At 68.9% G+C, this 16,209-nt stretch carries 15 protein-coding genes; 5 read left to right on the top strand and 10 right to left on the bottom strand.

Annotated features, from left to right (window positions below):
• The coding region (locus HY726_20550) for an FAD-binding protein (GenBank protein MBI4611388.1) at positions 1-2,643 on the bottom strand (2,643 nt) is incomplete at its 3' end.
• Between the two features lie 170 nt (positions 2,644-2,813).
• Here HY726_20550 and HY726_20545 point away from each other — a divergent pair.
• Positions 2,814-4,022 (top strand): DUF898 domain-containing protein, encoded by a 1,209-nt coding sequence (locus tag HY726_20545; protein ID MBI4611387.1) that lies wholly within the window; start codon positions 2,814-2,816, stop codon positions 4,020-4,022.
• Between the two features lie 103 nt (positions 4,023-4,125).
• Positions 4,126-5,223 carry a M48 family metallopeptidase gene (locus HY726_20540; GenBank protein MBI4611386.1) on the top strand — a complete coding sequence of 366 codons (1,098 nt, stop codon included), beginning with the start codon at positions 4,126-4,128 and terminating at the stop codon, positions 5,221-5,223.
• 3 nt (positions 5,224-5,226) lie between these two features.
• Here HY726_20540 and HY726_20535 read toward each other — a convergent pair whose 3' ends face one another.
• From HY726_20535 to ggt, 5 genes are all read right to left on the bottom strand, one after another.
• Positions 5,227-6,297 (bottom strand): ROK family protein, encoded by a 1,071-nt coding sequence (locus HY726_20535; GenBank protein MBI4611385.1) that lies wholly within the window; start codon positions 6,295-6,297, stop codon positions 5,227-5,229.
• Positions 6,294-7,046: a ChbG/HpnK family deacetylase gene (locus HY726_20530; GenBank protein MBI4611384.1), complete on the bottom strand. Its 753-nt coding sequence runs from the start codon at positions 7,044-7,046 to the stop codon at positions 6,294-6,296. Before HY726_20530 ends, HY726_20535 begins: the two co-directional genes overlap by 4 nt.
• Positions 7,043-7,750 carry a methyltransferase gene (locus tag HY726_20525; GenBank protein ID MBI4611383.1) on the bottom strand — a complete coding sequence of 236 codons (708 nt, stop codon included), beginning with the start codon at positions 7,748-7,750 and terminating at the stop codon, positions 7,043-7,045. The genes HY726_20530 and HY726_20525 overlap by 4 nt, the downstream gene beginning before the upstream one ends.
• Before the next feature lie 3 nt (positions 7,751-7,753).
• Complete coding sequence (locus tag HY726_20520) at positions 7,754-8,065, bottom strand: hypothetical protein (protein ID MBI4611382.1); 312 nt, start codon at positions 8,063-8,065, stop codon at positions 7,754-7,756.
• A gap of 343 nt (positions 8,066-8,408) precedes the next feature.
• Complete coding sequence (gene ggt, locus HY726_20515; GenBank protein MBI4611381.1) at positions 8,409-10,118, bottom strand: gamma-glutamyltransferase; 1,710 nt, start codon at positions 10,116-10,118, stop codon at positions 8,409-8,411.
• Positions 10,119-10,808: 690 nt separating this feature from the next.
• Between ggt and HY726_20510 the strand changes: the two genes are divergently transcribed.
• From HY726_20510 to HY726_20500, 3 genes are all read left to right on the top strand, one after another.
• Positions 10,809-12,284: a DEAD/DEAH box helicase gene (locus HY726_20510; protein MBI4611380.1), complete on the top strand. Its 1,476-nt coding sequence runs from the start codon at positions 10,809-10,811 to the stop codon at positions 12,282-12,284.
• On the top strand, positions 12,223-13,416 hold the full coding sequence (locus HY726_20505) for a DUF790 family protein (protein MBI4611379.1): 1,194 nt from the start codon (positions 12,223-12,225) through the stop codon (positions 13,414-13,416). Before HY726_20510 ends, HY726_20505 begins: the two co-directional genes overlap by 62 nt.
• Positions 13,417-13,513: 97 nt before the next feature.
• Positions 13,514-13,777: an LLM class flavin-dependent oxidoreductase gene (locus HY726_20500; GenBank protein MBI4611378.1), complete on the top strand. Its 264-nt coding sequence runs from the start codon at positions 13,514-13,516 to the stop codon at positions 13,775-13,777.
• Here the strand turns inward: HY726_20500 and HY726_20495 are convergent.
• The 4 genes from HY726_20495 to HY726_20480 form a co-directional block, all read right to left on the bottom strand.
• Complete coding sequence (locus tag HY726_20495) at positions 13,762-13,944, bottom strand: hypothetical protein (protein MBI4611377.1); 183 nt, start codon at positions 13,942-13,944, stop codon at positions 13,762-13,764. The two genes, HY726_20500 and HY726_20495, sit on opposite strands and share 16 nt — an antisense overlap.
• Before the next feature lie 25 nt (positions 13,945-13,969).
• The gene (locus HY726_20490) at positions 13,970-14,269 is read right to left on the bottom strand and encodes a ribbon-helix-helix protein, CopG family (GenBank protein ID MBI4611376.1); all 300 of its coding nucleotides are present in this window, start codon (positions 14,267-14,269) and stop codon (positions 13,970-13,972) included.
• Between the two features lie 320 nt (positions 14,270-14,589).
• On the bottom strand, positions 14,590-15,405 hold the full coding sequence (locus HY726_20485; GenBank protein ID MBI4611375.1) for an Fpg/Nei family DNA glycosylase: 816 nt from the start codon (positions 15,403-15,405) through the stop codon (positions 14,590-14,592).
• A gap of 177 nt (positions 15,406-15,582) precedes the next feature.
• Entirely contained in the window at positions 15,583-15,981 is a 399-nt protein-coding gene (locus tag HY726_20480; GenBank protein ID MBI4611374.1) for a YjbQ family protein, read from the bottom strand.
• Positions 15,982-16,209 lie beyond the last annotated feature (228 nt).

The raw sequence follows: 16,209 nt of genomic DNA, 5'->3' as shown, positions 1-16,209 counted from the left end.
CGAGTCCACCTCCTGCACGCTGAAGCCCGCCCATGTGAGCACTGCCACGGTCGGGGTGATTCCCACCAGCGCCTTCTGGTGGCAATGGCCATGGAGCAGCGCGCTCCGACCGTCGGCCTTGAAGCCGAGAGCCAGCCCGCCCTCCCGCTCGCGCTGGAGGAACTCCTCGAGGAGAAAACTCTGCCGGGCCACCGCGTGGGCGTCCTCACTCCGCAGAAGATCTACGTACTCGTCGCGGAGGGTGAGGAGGCAGGAGGGCTCGAGCCCGACGATGGCGACGCCCCGCCTGGCGTAGGGCGCCAGGCGCTCGACGTTCCAGGCGGCGTGGCCCCGGGCCTCGCCGAGCATCCCCTTGGAGATCAGCGGCCGGCCGCAGCATTTCTTGTCGACCAGAAGCACGCGGTACCCCGCCGCCTCGAGGAGCTGCACCGCCGCCTTCCCGATCTCGGGCGTGTTGTACGTGACGAAGGTGTCGTGGAAGAGCACGGCTTCGCCCCGCTCGCCGGTTCCGCCCGGCGGCCGCTTCCTGAACCAGTCGGTGAACGGCTCGCGCACAAAGGCGGGCAGCGGGCGGCGACGGTCGATCCCGACGAAGCGCTCCAGGAGCCAGCGATGCGGGCGCGAGGCCGCGATCCAGTTCGAGAGCGGCGCCAGCCGCGAGCCCAGCCGCGAGAGGCGCTCGATGCGCGCGAAGAGCCGGTTCCTCAGGGGCAACCCGTGCGCGGCGTAGTAGTGGGCGAGGAACTCGTACTTGAGCTTGGCCATGTCCACGTTCGCCGGGCACTCGGCCTTGCAGGCCTTGCACTCGAGGCAGAGGTCCATCACCTCGTAGAGGCGCCGACCCGTGAACTCTGAGGGCGGCACCTGCCCTGACAGGACGGCGCGAAGGGCGTTAGCGCGCCCCCGCGTCGAGTGCTCCTCATCGCGGGTCGCCATGTACGAGGGGCACATGGTCCCCTCGAGCTTCTTCCGGCAGACGCCGATCCCGTTGCACATCTCGACCGCCGCGGCGAACCCTCCCTGCCCCGAGAAATCGAGCAGCGTCTCCGGCTCCCACGTCCGGTATCCGGGGCTGTAGCGGAGGTTCTCCGTCATCGGCGGGGCGTCCACGATGTTCCCGGGATTCATCAGGTTCTTGGGATCCCAGGCGCGCTTGATCTGGCGGAAGGCGTCGTAGAGGCGCGGGCCGAACAGGCGCTCGGTGAACGGGCTCCGCGCCCGGCCGTCGCCGTGCTCCCCGGTGAGCGCCCCCCCGAACTCGAGGACCAGCTCGGCGATCTCCCGCGCGATCGCCTCCATCTGCCGGACCCCGCGCTCCTCCTTCAGGTTGATCAGCGGGCGGATGTGGAGGCAGCCCACCGAGCAGTGGCCGTAGTAGCCCGCGGCCGCCCGGTGCCGCGCCAGGATGTCGCGGAACCGGGGGACGAAGGCCGCGAGCCTGGCGGGATCCACCGCAGTGTCCTCGACGAAGGCGATGGGCTTCTTGTCGCCCTTCATGCCGAGGAGGAGCCCGAGCCCGGACTTGCGGAGCTTCCAGATGGATTGCTGCTCCTCCGCGCGCAGGGCCATATGGGCGGCGTAGCCGAAGCGCGCCCGCGCGCGCCGCGCCTCCAGCGCCTCCACCTTGGCGCGCACCTCGGCCTCGCTCTCCCCCGCGTACTCGACGATCATGATCGCAGCGGGGTCTCCCTGCACGAAGCCCATGCGCTTGGACTGCTCGATGTTGCCCCGGGCCAGGTCCAGGATCATCTTGTCGGTCAGCTCGACGGCGTAGGGCCCCGTCCGGAGGATCTCCTCGGAGGATTCCAGCGCCTCCTGGATGTCGGCGTAGTGGACGACATCGAGCGCGGTGTGCCGGGGCCGCGGGACGAGGCGCAGCTTGGCCTCGACCACCGTGGCCAGCGTCCCCTCCGACCCCACGACCAGGCGGGAGAGATTGAAGGGTCGGTCCCCGGCGAACTCGTTCAGGTTGTAGCCGGAGACGCGACGCAGGATCGTCGGATACCGGGCGCTGATCTCCTCGCGGTGCTCGCCGACGATCCGGACCACCTCCCGGTAGATCTGGCCCTCCAGACCGTTCCCCTTGAGCTTCGCCCGGAGGGCCTCCGCAGCGAGGTCCGTCAGCACCGCCTCGCTCCCGTCGGCGAGGAGGACGGTCAGCTCGAGCACGTGGTGGAGCGTCAACCCGTAGGCGATCGAGTGGGCGCCGGCCGAGTTGTTGCCGAGCATCCCGCCGAGGGTAGCGCGGTTGGAGGTGGAGGTATCCGGGCCGAAGAGAAGGCCGAGCGGCTGCACGAGAGCGTTGAGCTCGTCCTGAACCAGGCCCGGCTGAACCCGGCACCAGAGCTCCTCGCGGTTCACCTCCAGGAGCTGGTGCATGTAGGCGGAGAAGTCGAGCACGACCGCCCGGTTCACGGTCTGCCCGGCGAGCGAAGTCCCGCCGCCCCGCGGCAGGATCGGCACGCCGTGGCGATTGGCCACCTCGATGACCGCCTGGACGTCGCCCGTGTCGCGCGGGAGCACGACGCCGATCGGCTCCACCTGATAGATGGAGGCATCGGTCGAGTAGAGCAGGCGGGTCATCCTGTCGAAGCGCACCTCGCCCCGCACCACGCGCCTGAGATCGCGCTCCAGATCGTTCATGAAGGCCCTCCGGGCGGCTCGTTCTCCTCATTATATCCGGAACGCTTCCGTTCGTTCTCCCGCCTGGAGGGCCGCTCCCGAGCCGGCTCGCGCTGACGCGCGTCAGGGGGTGGAGGTTGACTCCATCTTCGCGCTGGAGTATGTTCCGCCCCAGGCTCAGGAGAAATCCAATGGCAGAACCGTGTCCAAAGTGCGGGTACGCTGAGGCCGAGACCGACACATGCCCGCGCTGCCGGGTGAGCATCTCGAAGTATCGCCTCTACCTCGAGAGCGGGATCTACCACGCGAGCCTCGGCAAAGGGGTGAGGGTCCCGCGCACGCGTCCCGCCCCGACGTCGAGCCCGTCGCGAGCCCAGGTCACCCTGCCGGGCGCTCCGTTTCGGCCCGGAGGGCCTCCCACCCCCGGACCGACGCTCCCGGGACCCGGAGCGGCCGGGGGCCAGGTCCGCCAGCTCTCGTTCCACGGAAGCGGGGGTTCGCTCTTCGGCATCCAGGTCGTCAACATGCTCCTGACCGTCGTCACCCTCGGGATCTACAACTTCTGGGGACGGGTTCGGGTGCGGCGCTACCTCCTCAGCGAGACCGAGTTCGAGGGAGACCGGTTCGCCTATCACGGCACGGGCAAGGAGCTGCTGATCGGCTTTCTCAAGGCCGTGGCGGTGTTCGGCATCCCCGTGCTTTTCTTGAACTTCCTGCCGGGGCTTCTCCGCGGGGGGGCCGCGATCACGGTCGTGTCAACCCTCCTGCTCTACGGCCTCATCCTGGTCTTCATCCCGGTCGCCATCGTGGGCGCCCTCCGCTACCGCCTGAGCCGGACCTCCTGGCGCGGCATCCGTCTGTCGCTGCGCAGCCCGACCCTGGAGTTCGTCAAGCTCTTCGTCATCGGCTCCGTCCTCACGGTGGTCACGCTCGGTTTCTACTCCCCGTTCTTCGCCGCCAGGCGCTACGGCTTTCTCGTCTCGCACGCGTATTTCGGGAACCGGAAGTTTGACTTCGACGGACAAGGCAGAGACCTGTTCCGTTCCTACCTCCTGGCCCTCCTCCTCACGCTTCCGACATTCGGCCTCTGCTGGTTCTGGTATTTGGCAAAGAAGCAGAACTACCTCCTGGACCACACCTCGTTGGGCGGCGCCCGTTTCCGCGCGGCGTTCACCGGGGGCGGCCTCTTCCTCCTGTTCCTGACAAACATGCTCCTGGTGATCGTGACCCTGAGCCTGGCGGCAGCCTGGGTCGTCGTCCGAACGATCCGCTTCACGTTCGAGTACGTGACCCTGGAGGGCCCCCTGGACCTGGCGGCCATCGTCCAGGAAGCCCAGGCCGCCCCCGTGACCGGCGAAGGGCTCGCCGGCTTCCTGGATACGGACCTCGACGTCGGCTAGTCCGAGCCTCCCCGCCGTGAGCTCCGCCTCCGCTGGGCCCTCCCGCAGCCGGCCGTGAGCGCCGCCTCGACAGGCCGGCACCCGCGGCGAACGAGCGACGCTGATGCGAACCGAATGGCACGGGTACTACCTGGACGGCAAGACCGCCGCGCGCCAGCGGGTCGGGATCCACCTGATGCGGACCGGCCTGCAGATCACCACCGAGAGCGGGGCCACGCTCTGGTGGCCCTACGCCGAGATCCGGCAGACCCAGGGCTTCTACGCGGGCGAACAGGTCCGGCTGGAGCGGGGCGTCGAGCTCCCGGAGGCGCTTCTCGTCCCCGACGTGTCGTTCCTCTCAGACCTGCACGAGGTCGCGCCCGAGCTGGGCGCCCGGTTCCACGACCCGGCGCGCCGGAAGATGCGGGTCACGCTGACCCTCGTCGCCGCCCTTGCGCTGATCGCGCTGATCGGCGCCCTGTACCTCTGGGGCATCCCGGCTCTGGCGGCGGTAGTCGCCGCCCGGATTCCGGTCGCGTGGGAGGAAGGCCTCGGTAGCTCGGCCGTCGACCTCCTGGCTCCGCAGGGGAAGCGCTGCACGGATCCGAGTCGCATCCGCAGGATCGAGGCGATCGTCGGGACCCTCGTCGCTCCGCTCCCCAATCCCGCCTACCGGTTCCGCGTCATCGTGCTGAACGACCCCGCGGTGAACGCCCTCGCGGCACCCGGCGGATACATCGTCGTCTTCCGGGGGCTCCTCGATCAGACCCGGATGGCGGAGGAGCTGGCCGGCGTTCTGGCCCACGAGCTCCAGCACATCCTCCTGCGCCACACGACGCGCGCGCTCCTCCAGCACGCATCCACGGGGCTGCTCGTGGCGGTTCTGGTCGGCGATGCGGGCGGCGCGATGGCCTACGGGCTCGAGAGCGCACGCGTTCTCGGGACGCTCCAGTACAGCCGCCGGAGCGAGGAGGAGGCGGATACGGCCGGGATGCGGATGCTCCTCGAGGCCGGCATCGACCCGGCGGGGATGATCGGGTTTTACGAGCTGCTCGGGAAGCTGGGCGGAGACGAGCCCGGGCTGCTGAAGTACCTCTCGACTCACCCGGGCACGGAGGACCGGATCCAGAAGCTCAGGGCCCTCGCGGCGCCGGCGCCGCGCGAGGCCGTCAGGCTCCTCCCGGACTATGACTGGCGCGACATCCGGAAGATCTGCGCCTGAGCCTCATCGACGCCTCCCCGAGCGGCGGCGCGTCGGGCGCACCCGGCGGCGCGCTCCCGATCGGACCCTTCGTTGCGACCCGCGTCGTTCGACCCGCGTCGGCCGGCGCGACCGGCTGCGCTCGTAGAGGAAGAGGGCGGCGCCGCCCCGGACGGTGGCGTGCTTGTCTAGGACGAGGACCGTCATCCGTGTGGCTGCGAGAGCCCGGGCGAATGCATAGCGTCCGGTCCAGCGGAGGATCGCGGCCTCGAGCGGCTTGAGCGACTCGGCCACGCCGCCCGTCACCAGGATCACCTCCGGGTTCAGAGCGTTCACGATGGCGGCAAGCCCCGCGCCCAGCGCCTGGCAGATCTCCTCCACCAGCGCTCCGGCCAGCCGGTCACCGTCCCCGGCGGCCCTGAAGACGTGGGCGGCGCTCACCGCGTCCGGATCCCCGCCTGCCAGTGCCAGCAGGCGCGAGTCTCGATCGGTCTCGAGCCGCGCCCGCGCCGCGGCGGCGATGTCCGGGCCCGCGACGTAGGCTTTCAGGCAGCCGCGGCCGCCACAGAAGCACGGGCGGCCGTCGAAGTTGACGGAGATGTGGCCCAGCTCGCCCCCGTACCCCGCGGCGCCCCGGACGAGCTGGCCGTCCAGGATGATCCCGCCGCCCACCCCGGTGCCGATCGCCAGGAGCACGAGCGAGCGCGCCCCTCTGGCCCGGCCGAAGGTCCACTCCCCCAGGGCCAGGGCGTTGACGTCGTTGTCCACGAACGCGGGAAGACCAAAGCGCGCGCGGAGGTGACGGGTGAGCGGCAGCCGCGCCAGCTCGGGCACGTTCTGCACGTCCTCGCCGACGACGCCCGTCGTGGCGTCCACCGCTCCCGGGACTCCGGCACCGAGCCCGAGCACCCGGAGGCCCCGGCCGCGGGCGGCCGCCAACAGCTCATCCAGAAGCGCGTTCAGGGTGTCGAGCGCGGTGCCCCGTTCGCGGGTCGGCGCCTGGAGCTGGCCCAGGATTTCGCCGTCAGGGGCGACGAGACCCGCGGCGATGCTGGTCCCTCCCACGTCCACCGCCAGGATCGCTTCGCGTCTCACCGGAGGTCGCCGAAGTGGCAGAGCCTGATCCCCAGCGCCTCCACCGCGCGTCGGACGGCGAGATCCGTCAGGCCCTGGAGCTCGACCTCCCGCTGGGGCCCGTAGCGGCTCCCGGCGAGGTCGGTGTCGAAGTAGCCGGGATGGGTCATGAACTCGGAAATTCCGTCGGGCAAGACGGCGAGCTGGCTCAGGAGCCGTTCGGTGGACCAGTAGGGATCCGGGCCCGACTCACCGAAGAAGGCATCCGGGGTCCTGAGGCCGGCGGCCCGCGCCGCCCGCCTGAGCGCTTCGTCCTGGCTCCTCACGGGAATGCCCAGTTGGCGCGCCAGCGCCCAGAGGATCTCGCGGATGGGGGAATGGCGACCCACATGGTGGTGGCTGTCCAGGTGAGTCGGGGCGCGCCCGAGGAGTGTGGCAAACGCAGCCACCTGGGCTTCGAGCTCCCGCTCCGCCTCGTCGGGCTTGGCGCGAGCCGCGGCCTGGCGGGCGTCACGAACGAACTTCCCCTCGGCGTCCACGAGCGACGGCACCGCGGATGCGGGAGAGAGCGGGCGACCCAGGGTGAGATTCAGGTGGAGGCCAACGCCGAGCCGCGTCGCCTTGAGCTCGGCGAGAAGCTCCACGGACACCGGGAGATTGACCAGCAGCGTCGTGCTGGTGACGATGCCGTGCCGGGAGGCCTCCAGGATCCCACGGCTCACCCCGACCGTCAGCCCGAAGTCATCGGCGTTGACGATGAGATATTTCAACGCGGGAGGGTGCCCTGGATGACGAAGCGCTCGACGGTCCTGGGAACGCCGACGTTGGGCAGGATCTTCTCGCTGTCCAGACTCCGGATGTGGTCGAGCCGCTCGTACCCGATGCGCGGGAAGGACTGCACCTCGCTGCCCAGCGTCTCCGGCTTGAGGCCCACGGCCTCGAGCTTGGCGAACGCCGTCTTCCGGCCGAGGAAGGCGAAGATCGTGAAGACGAGCCGCCCCCCGGGCGTCAGGTGCTCAGGCGCGCCCCGGATCACCCGGTCGAGGATTTCCCAGCCATCGATCCCGCCGTTGTCCGCGGCGGCCACGGGATCGTCGCGCTCGCGGCCGGGAGGCGTCGGCATCTGGGGCGGGTTAGTGCAGATCAGGTCGAAGCGGAGGCCGCGCGCCGGATCATAGCAATCGCCGACCCTGACCTCCACGCGGTCGCCGACGCCGTTCAGACGCGCGTTTTCGGCGGCGCAGGCTGCCGCCTCGGGCACGACATCGGTGGCCACGACGGAACAGCCGGCCCTGGCCGCCAGGACCGCGGCCAGCCCCACACCCGTCCCGAGCTCGAGCACCTGCTCGCCCGGACGAAACTCCAGGTACCGCGCGAAGAGGAGCGAGCCCGCCTTGGGCGCCTGAACGCCGTCGGCCACTTTGAAGAGGAGGCCCCGGTAGACGTAGAGGAGGAGCCCCTCATCGCCCGCCATCCCTCACCTTCCCTGGACCTTCCTGAAGTAGAGCCGGAGCGACTCCTTGAGCTGGGCGCGAGCCCCCGAGTTGGTCTTCGCGTCCTCGAGGAGGTCCAGATCGAGCTGGAGCGGAACCCCCTCCTTCTTCACCCCGTCCAGCTCGGCGGTGAGCCCGCAGCGCTCGTCAGACTCGGTGAAGACCACCTTGGCCTTCTGAAAGGCCCCGGTCTCCTGGGCGAGCTGTTCGATCGTGTCCCGGATCAGCTGCTTGAGCGCCTCCGCCTCCCCAGCCGGCACGGTGGAGAAGGCCGCGGTGAGCGTGATCTCCGCCATGGGGTTCTCCTTATTCGGCCTCGCCTCGTGGCGGGCCTGCCTGCGGCTTGGCCGACGCCCCTCGGCTCGATCTACCGCCGCTCGCCGTCCCAGACCTTCAGGATGTCGGCATGAGCCCTGGCGGCGTTGTTCCGGATGGCGAAGCTGATGGCCTCGCGAACCTCGTCCTCGTTGGCTCCAGCGGCCCTGGCACCTGCCAGGTCACGCTTCGCTCAGTGGGTGTTCCCGACGGCCAGGTTCGCGGCCAGGTAGCAGAGCGAGGCCGTCTTGGGATCCAGCGCTCCCTTCTTGTAGCGCCAGCTCGCGATCACTTTCTCTTCGAGCATGTGACTTCCTCCTTGGGTCAATAGCCACAGGCCGCGGCCGCCCGCAGATGATCGAGCCCCGCCTCGAGGCCCTTCCGCGTCAGGCGGATGGCCACGGGCCGGGCGAAGTAGAACGTCGAGTAGGCCTCACGCCGGGCGACGACGGGATGCCCCATCTTCTCGAGCGCGGCGAGCACCGCGTCACCGGCGTGGTCGTCCACCCACAGGTCGCCACCCTCTGTGTGAACGCGCGGCGCCTCGATGGCCGGCTGCGGCGCGAGCCCCAGGTCCACGAGGTTGGAGACCACCTGGGGGATCGCCGAGATGATCTTTCGACCACCCGGCGCGCCGAGCGTCAGGTACGGCTCCCCTTTCCTGAACGCGAGGACGGGCACCATGTTCACCAGCGCCCGCTTCCCCGGCCCGACGGAGTTGGCCTTGCCCGGATCCGGATCGAACCAGATCATGCCGTTCGAGAGAAGGATGCCGCTCCCCGGAACGACCACGCGGGAGCCGAAGAGCGAGACCGCAGTGTGGGTCAGCGACACCATGTTGCGCTGCCGGTCCACCACGCCGATGTGCGTGGTCGAGTCCGTGGCCCGCCCGTTGCCCGCGATCCGGACGGGCGTTCGCCCTCCCTTCCCCTCGAAGCGCCACGGGTCGGGCGCCGACTTCTTCGATCGGGGTCCGCGGGGCTTGATGCGCCGCGCGACCTCCGCTCCGTACTCTTTTGATGCCAGCGCTGTCCATGGGGCTTCGACCCGCTCGGGGTCTCCCAGGAAGGTGAGCCGGTCCAGGAACGCGTAGCGGGCTGCCTCCGCCCTCAGGTGAAGGCCACCCGGGGTGTCGAAGCTGAGCTGACGCGGCCGGAAGGCCGAGAGGATGTTCAGGATCTCGAGCGCCGTGATCCCTCCCGTGGCGCCGGGGGAGAAGCAGAGGTCGAGGTCGCGGTACCGACCCGTCAAGGGCGGCGCGACCCGCGCCTGGTAGCCGGCGAGGTCCTCCTTGGTCAGAAAGCCGCCGTGCACCCAAATCTCCTCGTGGATCGCCTGGGCCAGGGCCCCCTTGTAGAACGCGTCCGGGCCTTCTCGCGCGATCAGTTCCAGGCTCCGGGCCAGGTCGGGGTAGCGGACGCGATCGCCGTCGGCACTGGCCGGCGGCCGGTAGATGTGGCGCCCCTCGCGGAGGTAGGTCCGGGCAGTCTCGGCGAACCGGCTCACCTCGTCCGCGTGCACCGCGGTCGTGAGCGCCAGGTACCAGTCGGGGACGAACCCGTCGCGGGCCAGCGCGATCCCCGGCGCCAGGACATCGCCGAGCTCCATCGTCCCGTAGCGCTCGAGCGCGAGGCAGAGGCCGGCCACCGAGCCCGGCACCGCGACCGCCCGGTGGCCGACGATGTTGGCGTCGTCCACCACCCGGCGCCACGGGAAGAGATCCTCGGCCACGCCCTCCGCGAGGGGATAGATGCGCTCGTGGCAGGCCGCGGGAGCCTGGACGTTGAAGTCGATGACCTCGACTTTCCCCTGCTTGGCGAGGTAGACGAGCATGGTCCCGCCCCCCGCGATCGTCGACATGAACGGCTCGACGACGGTCATGGCGAAGGCCGTGGCGACCGCCGCGTCCACGGCGTTGCCGCCACGCCTGAGGATCTCCGCTCCCACCTCCGCCCCCAGCGGGTGCTCGGCCACGACCATGGCGCGCGGGGCCAGCGGGGTCAGCTTCGTCACCGAAAGCTTCGAGCGGATCATGGCGACTCCTTAACCCGCATTGTCTCGCGTGATTTTGACTCTTTACTCTTCATGATTCCTGCTTGCTGCCATAAGGAGAGCGAAACCCCAGTCACCTCGTGGTGGCGCCCAGGAGACGGGCCAATTTGGCTTCAAACGTTCATGGTAGAAGGCTGCACACGGGCTGTCAATGAAAGTAAAGTTCACCACCTCCAGCTCTTCCCTCGCGAGGTAGCTCCGGCCTGACTCCGTTCGCCTACAGCTTCATTCGGAGTCCGAAGGACTGCTCACGTGTTGGCCCCGGGGTCAAGCAAAGCGTGGCGGGAGCATCGGCAGCATAAACGCCTTTCTCTTCTCGGGCCTCCCGCCAGGGGCCGCCGGCCGCGTCCGGTCCCCTCTGCGAAAGTGGCGCTAGGGTACGGCGTGGATGAAACGCCTGTCAAAGCACAGGCGATAAATGGGTGGGGGCCGGTGGCACAGGATAGGCTCGGTCCCGCCGGTGGTCGCGCCCCGAGCACGGAGGCCGAGGCCCGGGCGCCAAAGCCCCAGCCAAGGCCTGACGCTGCCCGATCGCTGCTGGCCTAGCCGTCTTCGGCTCCCTCAGCCGGTAACACGGTTACTCATCCGCCCGCTTCGCTTCCAGCGCCGCTTGACCCGAAGGCTTTTTCAGTCCGCTCCCACGCGCTCCGCAGGATACGGTAAGATACGGGCGTGGCACGCCGTGCTCGCGCTCTAGATCGACGCGCAGCCATCCGCCCACAAGGCGCCTCTCTGGCGAAGCGCGCGTCCCTCCGATTTGACCGGGGCTCGCTCAGGCTGGAGGCCTCAAGGACTGCGCGGGTGCCCCCCTACCTGACCTGGGACGAGCGCGTTCGTGCCTGGCGGACGGAGGCCATCAATCACCCCCGCCTCATGGAGGACGCGGCGGCCTACCGGCTTCAGCTCCAGGACGAGGCCGAACGGTTTTTTGACTGCCCGGGCCTCAAGCCCAATCTCCCCCCACTCCGGCCAGATCAGGAGGCCGCTCTAGCGGCCTGGAAGCGGGCCGGCGGGCGCGGGGTGGTCGTGAAACCCACCGGCACGGGCAAGACTGAAATCGCGCTTACAGTCATCATCCGGCACCGGGTCTCGGCGTTGATCGTGGCTCCGCTCCGCGATCTCATGTACCAGTGGCAGCGGCGGATCAAGCAAGGGCTCGGCGTGGAGGCCGGCGTACTTGGGGATGGCCGGCGGGAGATCTGGCCCATCACGGTCACCACCTACGACAGCGCTTGGATCCACATGAAGGAGATCGGTAACCGCTACCGCCTGATCGTCTACGACGAGGCCCACCACCTGCCGGGACCCTCGCTCTACGAGAGCGCGCTGGACTGCCTGGCTCCCATGCGGCTCGGGCTCACGGCGACGCCCGAGCGGGCCGATGGCCGGGACCGGCTGTTCACCGAGCTGATTGGCCCGGTCGTGTACGAAGAGGGCATCTCCCAGGCCCGGGGACGAACGCTGGCGGACTACGCGATCGTCCGGGTGCCGATCTATCTGACCGAGGCCGAGCAGGCGGAGTTTGACCAGCTCTCCAGGAGGATCCGCGCCTACGTGGCTCGCCGGCGGCGCGAGGAAGGACGGTTTGACTGGAAGGAGGATCTCGCCAAGCTCTCGCGCACAGACCCCGAGGCCAAGGAGATCCTCCGCTGCTACCGGCGAAAGCTGGCGCTCATTCATCGCTCCAAGGAAAAACTCCGGGTCGTGGAGGACATCCTGCGCCTGCATCCGACCGACCAATGCGTGATCTTCACAGCCTCGAACCGAATGGCGCTCGACGTTTCGGCCCGCTTCCTGATGCCGGCGCTGACCGCCCACTCGGACAAGCGGGAGCGGAATCTAGTGCTGGACGCGTTCGCCCGAGGGGCGATCCGCGCCCTGGCTGCGTGCGAGGTGCTCAATGAAGGATGGGATGCGCCCGCGGTCAAGGTCGGAGTGGTGCTGGGCGGGGAGAAAGGCACACGGGAGGCGGTGCAGCGGCTCGGGCGGCTCCTCAGACGCTCAGGAGACCGGTCGGCGCGCCTCTATGAGGTCGTGGTGGAGGAGACCCCTGAAATAAGGCGGGTCCGGCGCCGGACTCGGACGGATGCTTACCAAAGCGCACCGCGTCTATCACTGGGACAGGCCAAGCAGCTCGATCTCTTCTGACCGCCTGGAAGAGGACTGCCTCCCCCACCTGGCCCGCGCCGTCGCGGTCTATCGCGCGAAGGTCGGCGAGCGCCTCGGCCGCGTGCGCGACGCCGCCCGCGCGGCTCTCGAAGGCGTTCGGCCCGATCGGGTGGAAGCGGTCATCGAGCTTCTGGATCATGTCGCCACGTACGACTGGCCTCGCGGCAGGCACCAGGCTGAGCAACGGGTGAAAGTGTTCGGGGCCGCCGGCCGCCACCATCCCGTGCTTGAGCCAGAGCGCTGGCGGCCCCTCCTGGGCGTGGCATTTGATCCCGCCCCCCAGCGTCACGACGAGGTTGTTGCCCTCCTCTACGCCGACTACCCCGAGTTTCATCGTCTCATCGCCTTTCCGCCTGACTACTCCGCCGACGATTTGCGGGCGGACTACGACCTGGCCCAGGCCCAGGCGCTGCTTTACTCCGCGACGCAGGTGGTGGTGGAGGCCCGGGCCGACTTCAAGCACATCGTCCAGTACGCGCGGCTCTCGCGGCTGCTTCACCGGGTCGAGCGGTTGAGGGGCGACGGGTACCGCCTCACCTTCGACGGGCCGAACTCCGTGCTCCGCCGCACCCACGCCTATGGGGTTGATTTCGCCAGGTTTCTGGCAGCCCTGGCTCAGGCTCGGGAGTGGACGATGACGGCGGAGATCGTGCTGCGGAAAGGCTGGCGACCGTTGACCTTCCACCTGTCCTCCACCGATGGCCTCCGCTCCCGGCTTCCCGCGCCCGCGCTCTTCGATTCGGCGCTGGAAGAGACCTTCGCTCGCAAGTTCGGGAACGAAAGAGATGGCTGGCGCCTGAAGCGCGAGGCCGCGATCCTGGAGGCTGGCGGAGCCCTCCTCGTTCCCGATTTTGTCTTTGTTCACGAAGACGGGACCGAGGTGGCCTTGGAGATTCTCGGCTACTGGACGCCCGAATACCTGAGCGCGAAGCTCAATAAGCTCAATAAGCTGGACCAGGTGAAGGCGCCGGACCTGATCGTGGCCGTGCGGAAAACCCTGGCCCTTCAGGCCGGAAGTCTCCCGGCCACGGTATTGCCGTTCAGCACCGGCATCCGCCTGCGGGATCTCATGCCACGCCTCGAAGCCTTCAGGCGTCCCCATCGTAGGTAGAAGCATCGCCGTCGCCAGCACTTGACTTGCCCTCTGCCGCCAGAGACAATGCGCGTCGTTTCTGTGAGGGAAGCAAGCCGAACGCGTACGCGCGGGGATCGCCGCGCGGCGATCCCAGCTTCGGGCCCGTCTCGTTGCGGCGGCGCTCGGTCCCCAGATGTGCTGCCTAGCGGGCGAGATCGCCGACCGCATGCTCTTCAATTGGCTGACTCCCGAGCATGCGCGGCTCTCGGCCGACTGGGTGCGCGCCGGTGCCGCCACAGCGGGTCGGCGACCACCGACGCTCTTCGCGTATGTCCGCGTCGACGTACTTTTTAGCGGTAGACGAAAACCCCGGCGCTTGGCTCAGCGCTGGCGGTAGGTCGTGCTGGTGCGCCGCTCGATGTAGCGGACCTCGACGAGCCGCCGGGCAGGGTCAGCGTCAAAGAAAATCCGCCAGTCGCCGAACCGACGGCGAAAGGCGGTGGGCTGGTGCTTCAGGCGCTCCACGTCGCCCGCAAACGGGTCGACCTCCATCGCCTTGAGCACTTCGCGGAGCCGCTCCTGCTCGTGCCTAGGAGCGCGGGCGATGACCTTGCGCGCGCGCTTTCGAGCGACGACGACCCAGGTCTCGGAAGAGCTCATCGAGGGTCAGGTACTCTCCGCTCGCCATTTCAGCTCGACCTTTCGCGATTTCACGGAGCTCCCGGCGCGTCGGGGTGTAGACGGGGAGCGCGCGCACGCGGTTGAAGTAGACGCGGAGCGCCTCGCGGATGAGCTCCGAGCGCGTGCGGTGCTCGCTTTTGCGGACCCGCTCGACTTCCCGGATCATCTCCGGCGGCAGTGAGATGGTCATGGTGGCCCGGCTGCGCATCGGCAGATACCTCGTATGTTAAATGGTACTACTTTATCCTACTGAACCCTGGCGGCGTGTCAAGCGCGGGGGGAGGAGTCCGGCCGCGCGGAACGTGGGGGGCCAGCGGCCCGACCCGAGCAAATCTGATGTCACATGGGCTGTAGAATCCGCAATCGCCGTTCCTGTGGAAACACCCGCCCTGCTTGCATCCATGACAGCGCCTATATCTGTAAGCGTAAACTTGTCGGTTCCCTGCAGGTTGTACTGATGCTGTCTGTGGGACCAGCTTCTGACCATCCGGCTCGTGCGTGCCCCCCGGAGGTCTGCTCTGCAGTCTATCATCGCTGGCAGGCAGGGCACCAGTTGGTCGGCCGCTCCCTGAACTCCTCCGCCGCGACCTTCCCGCCGCAGCGGGGACAGGGCTTCCCGCCGCGGCGGTGCACCTTGAAGAACTCACGCCGGGGCTCTCCCGCCAGCCCGTCCTTCGTGAGCCCGCGCAGGTGCCCGATCGCCGCCGCCAGGACGGTGCCGATCGCCCCGTGGAGCCGCGTGACCTCCTCGGTGCTCATGAGCGATGCGGCGCGCCGGGGTCGGATCCGCGCTTCCCAGAGGATCTCGTCGGCGTAGGCGTTGCCGAGCCCTCCGATCCATCGCTGGTCGCAGAGGAGGGCCTTCACCGGCACGATCTTGTTCCGCGTGCACAGCGCCGCGAGCGCTTCGAGCGTGAACGCGGGATCCAGGGGGTCGAGGCCGATCCGCTCCTTCTTGTTCACCCCGACCCACATCTTGGGATCGGAAGGGCGCATCGGGTCGAAGTGCGCGTCCGAGAAGACGAGGGCGGCGCCGCTGTCGAAGCTGAGGGTGAGGGTCGGCTGAGGCACCCTCCCCCGCGTCCCGGACGCGAAGTAGTAGATCTCGCCTCCGAGCATCAGGTGAACGTCGAGCCGGTCTCCCCCGCCGAGGAGGATGGCGAGGGTCTTCCCCCGGCGCACGACGTCCTTGATCTGCTGGCCGGCCAGCTTTGCGGCGAAGCGCTCCGGAGCCTCGCGCCTGAGCACCCGGCGGTGGTGCACCTCGACAGCGCTGACACTCCAGCCCGTCAGCAGCGGGCGAAGCGCCTCGGCGTAGACCTCGAGCTCAGGAAGCTCGGCCACTGGAACTTCCGTTCAGACAAGCCCAGCGGGTCCTGCCGCGGCGAGCAGCCCCACCGTCAGGTCCACCCCCCGCCCGGTGTGGGGGACCCCCCGGCCCTGCCGGTGGGGCGGGGCCCCGACGCCGAAGGCGTGGGGAGGGGCGCCGCGTCACCCGCTGGGCCAGCAGGACCCGTCGGGCTACGCCCGCACATCCACGACGATCTCGCGCTTCCGCGGCCCGTCCAGCTCGACCAGCGTGATCCCCTGCCAGGTGCCGAGCAGGAGCTTTCCGTCCTTCACGGGAATGGCCTGGGACGGCCCGAGCAAGGTGGCCCGGAGATGGGCCGCCCCGTTGTCGTCCACCTTGTCGTGCTCCCAGACGCCCTCCGGGATGAGCTTGTCCAGGAGGCTCAGCACGTCCTGGCGAAAGCCCGGGTCCGCATTCTCGTTGATGATCAGCGCTGCCGTGGCATGACGCGCGAATACCGTACAGAGCCCCTCTTTCACCTTCGAAGCCGCCACGACGGAGGCGACCTGGCGGGTGATGTCAACCAGCTCGAGCCGCGTGGACGTGCTGAGCGTGATCGTCTGCTGCATCGTCTCCTACGCCCTTCGAGCGCGCACCCACGCCTCCGGCGTGGGTACCCGGCCCGCGCAACCTAGGGGGGAGGTTCGGAAGGGGGGGCGGAGCCCCCCTCCGAGGCAGATGAGTCTCGAGGGGTGGGTACCCGAGCTTGACGAGTCCCTGACGCTGGCCCAGGTCATCGACCTGGCCTTTGACTACCGCGGCAACACGACGGTGGTGAAGCGCGATGGGACCGAGGT

The organism is Candidatus Rokuibacteriota bacterium, assembly GCA_016209385.1.
Classification (GTDB): Bacteria; Methylomirabilota; Methylomirabilia; order Rokubacteriales; family CSP1-6; genus JACQWB01.
Note: the sequence above shows the minus strand (reverse complement) of the source record. Positions and strands in the feature narration are given on the sequence as shown.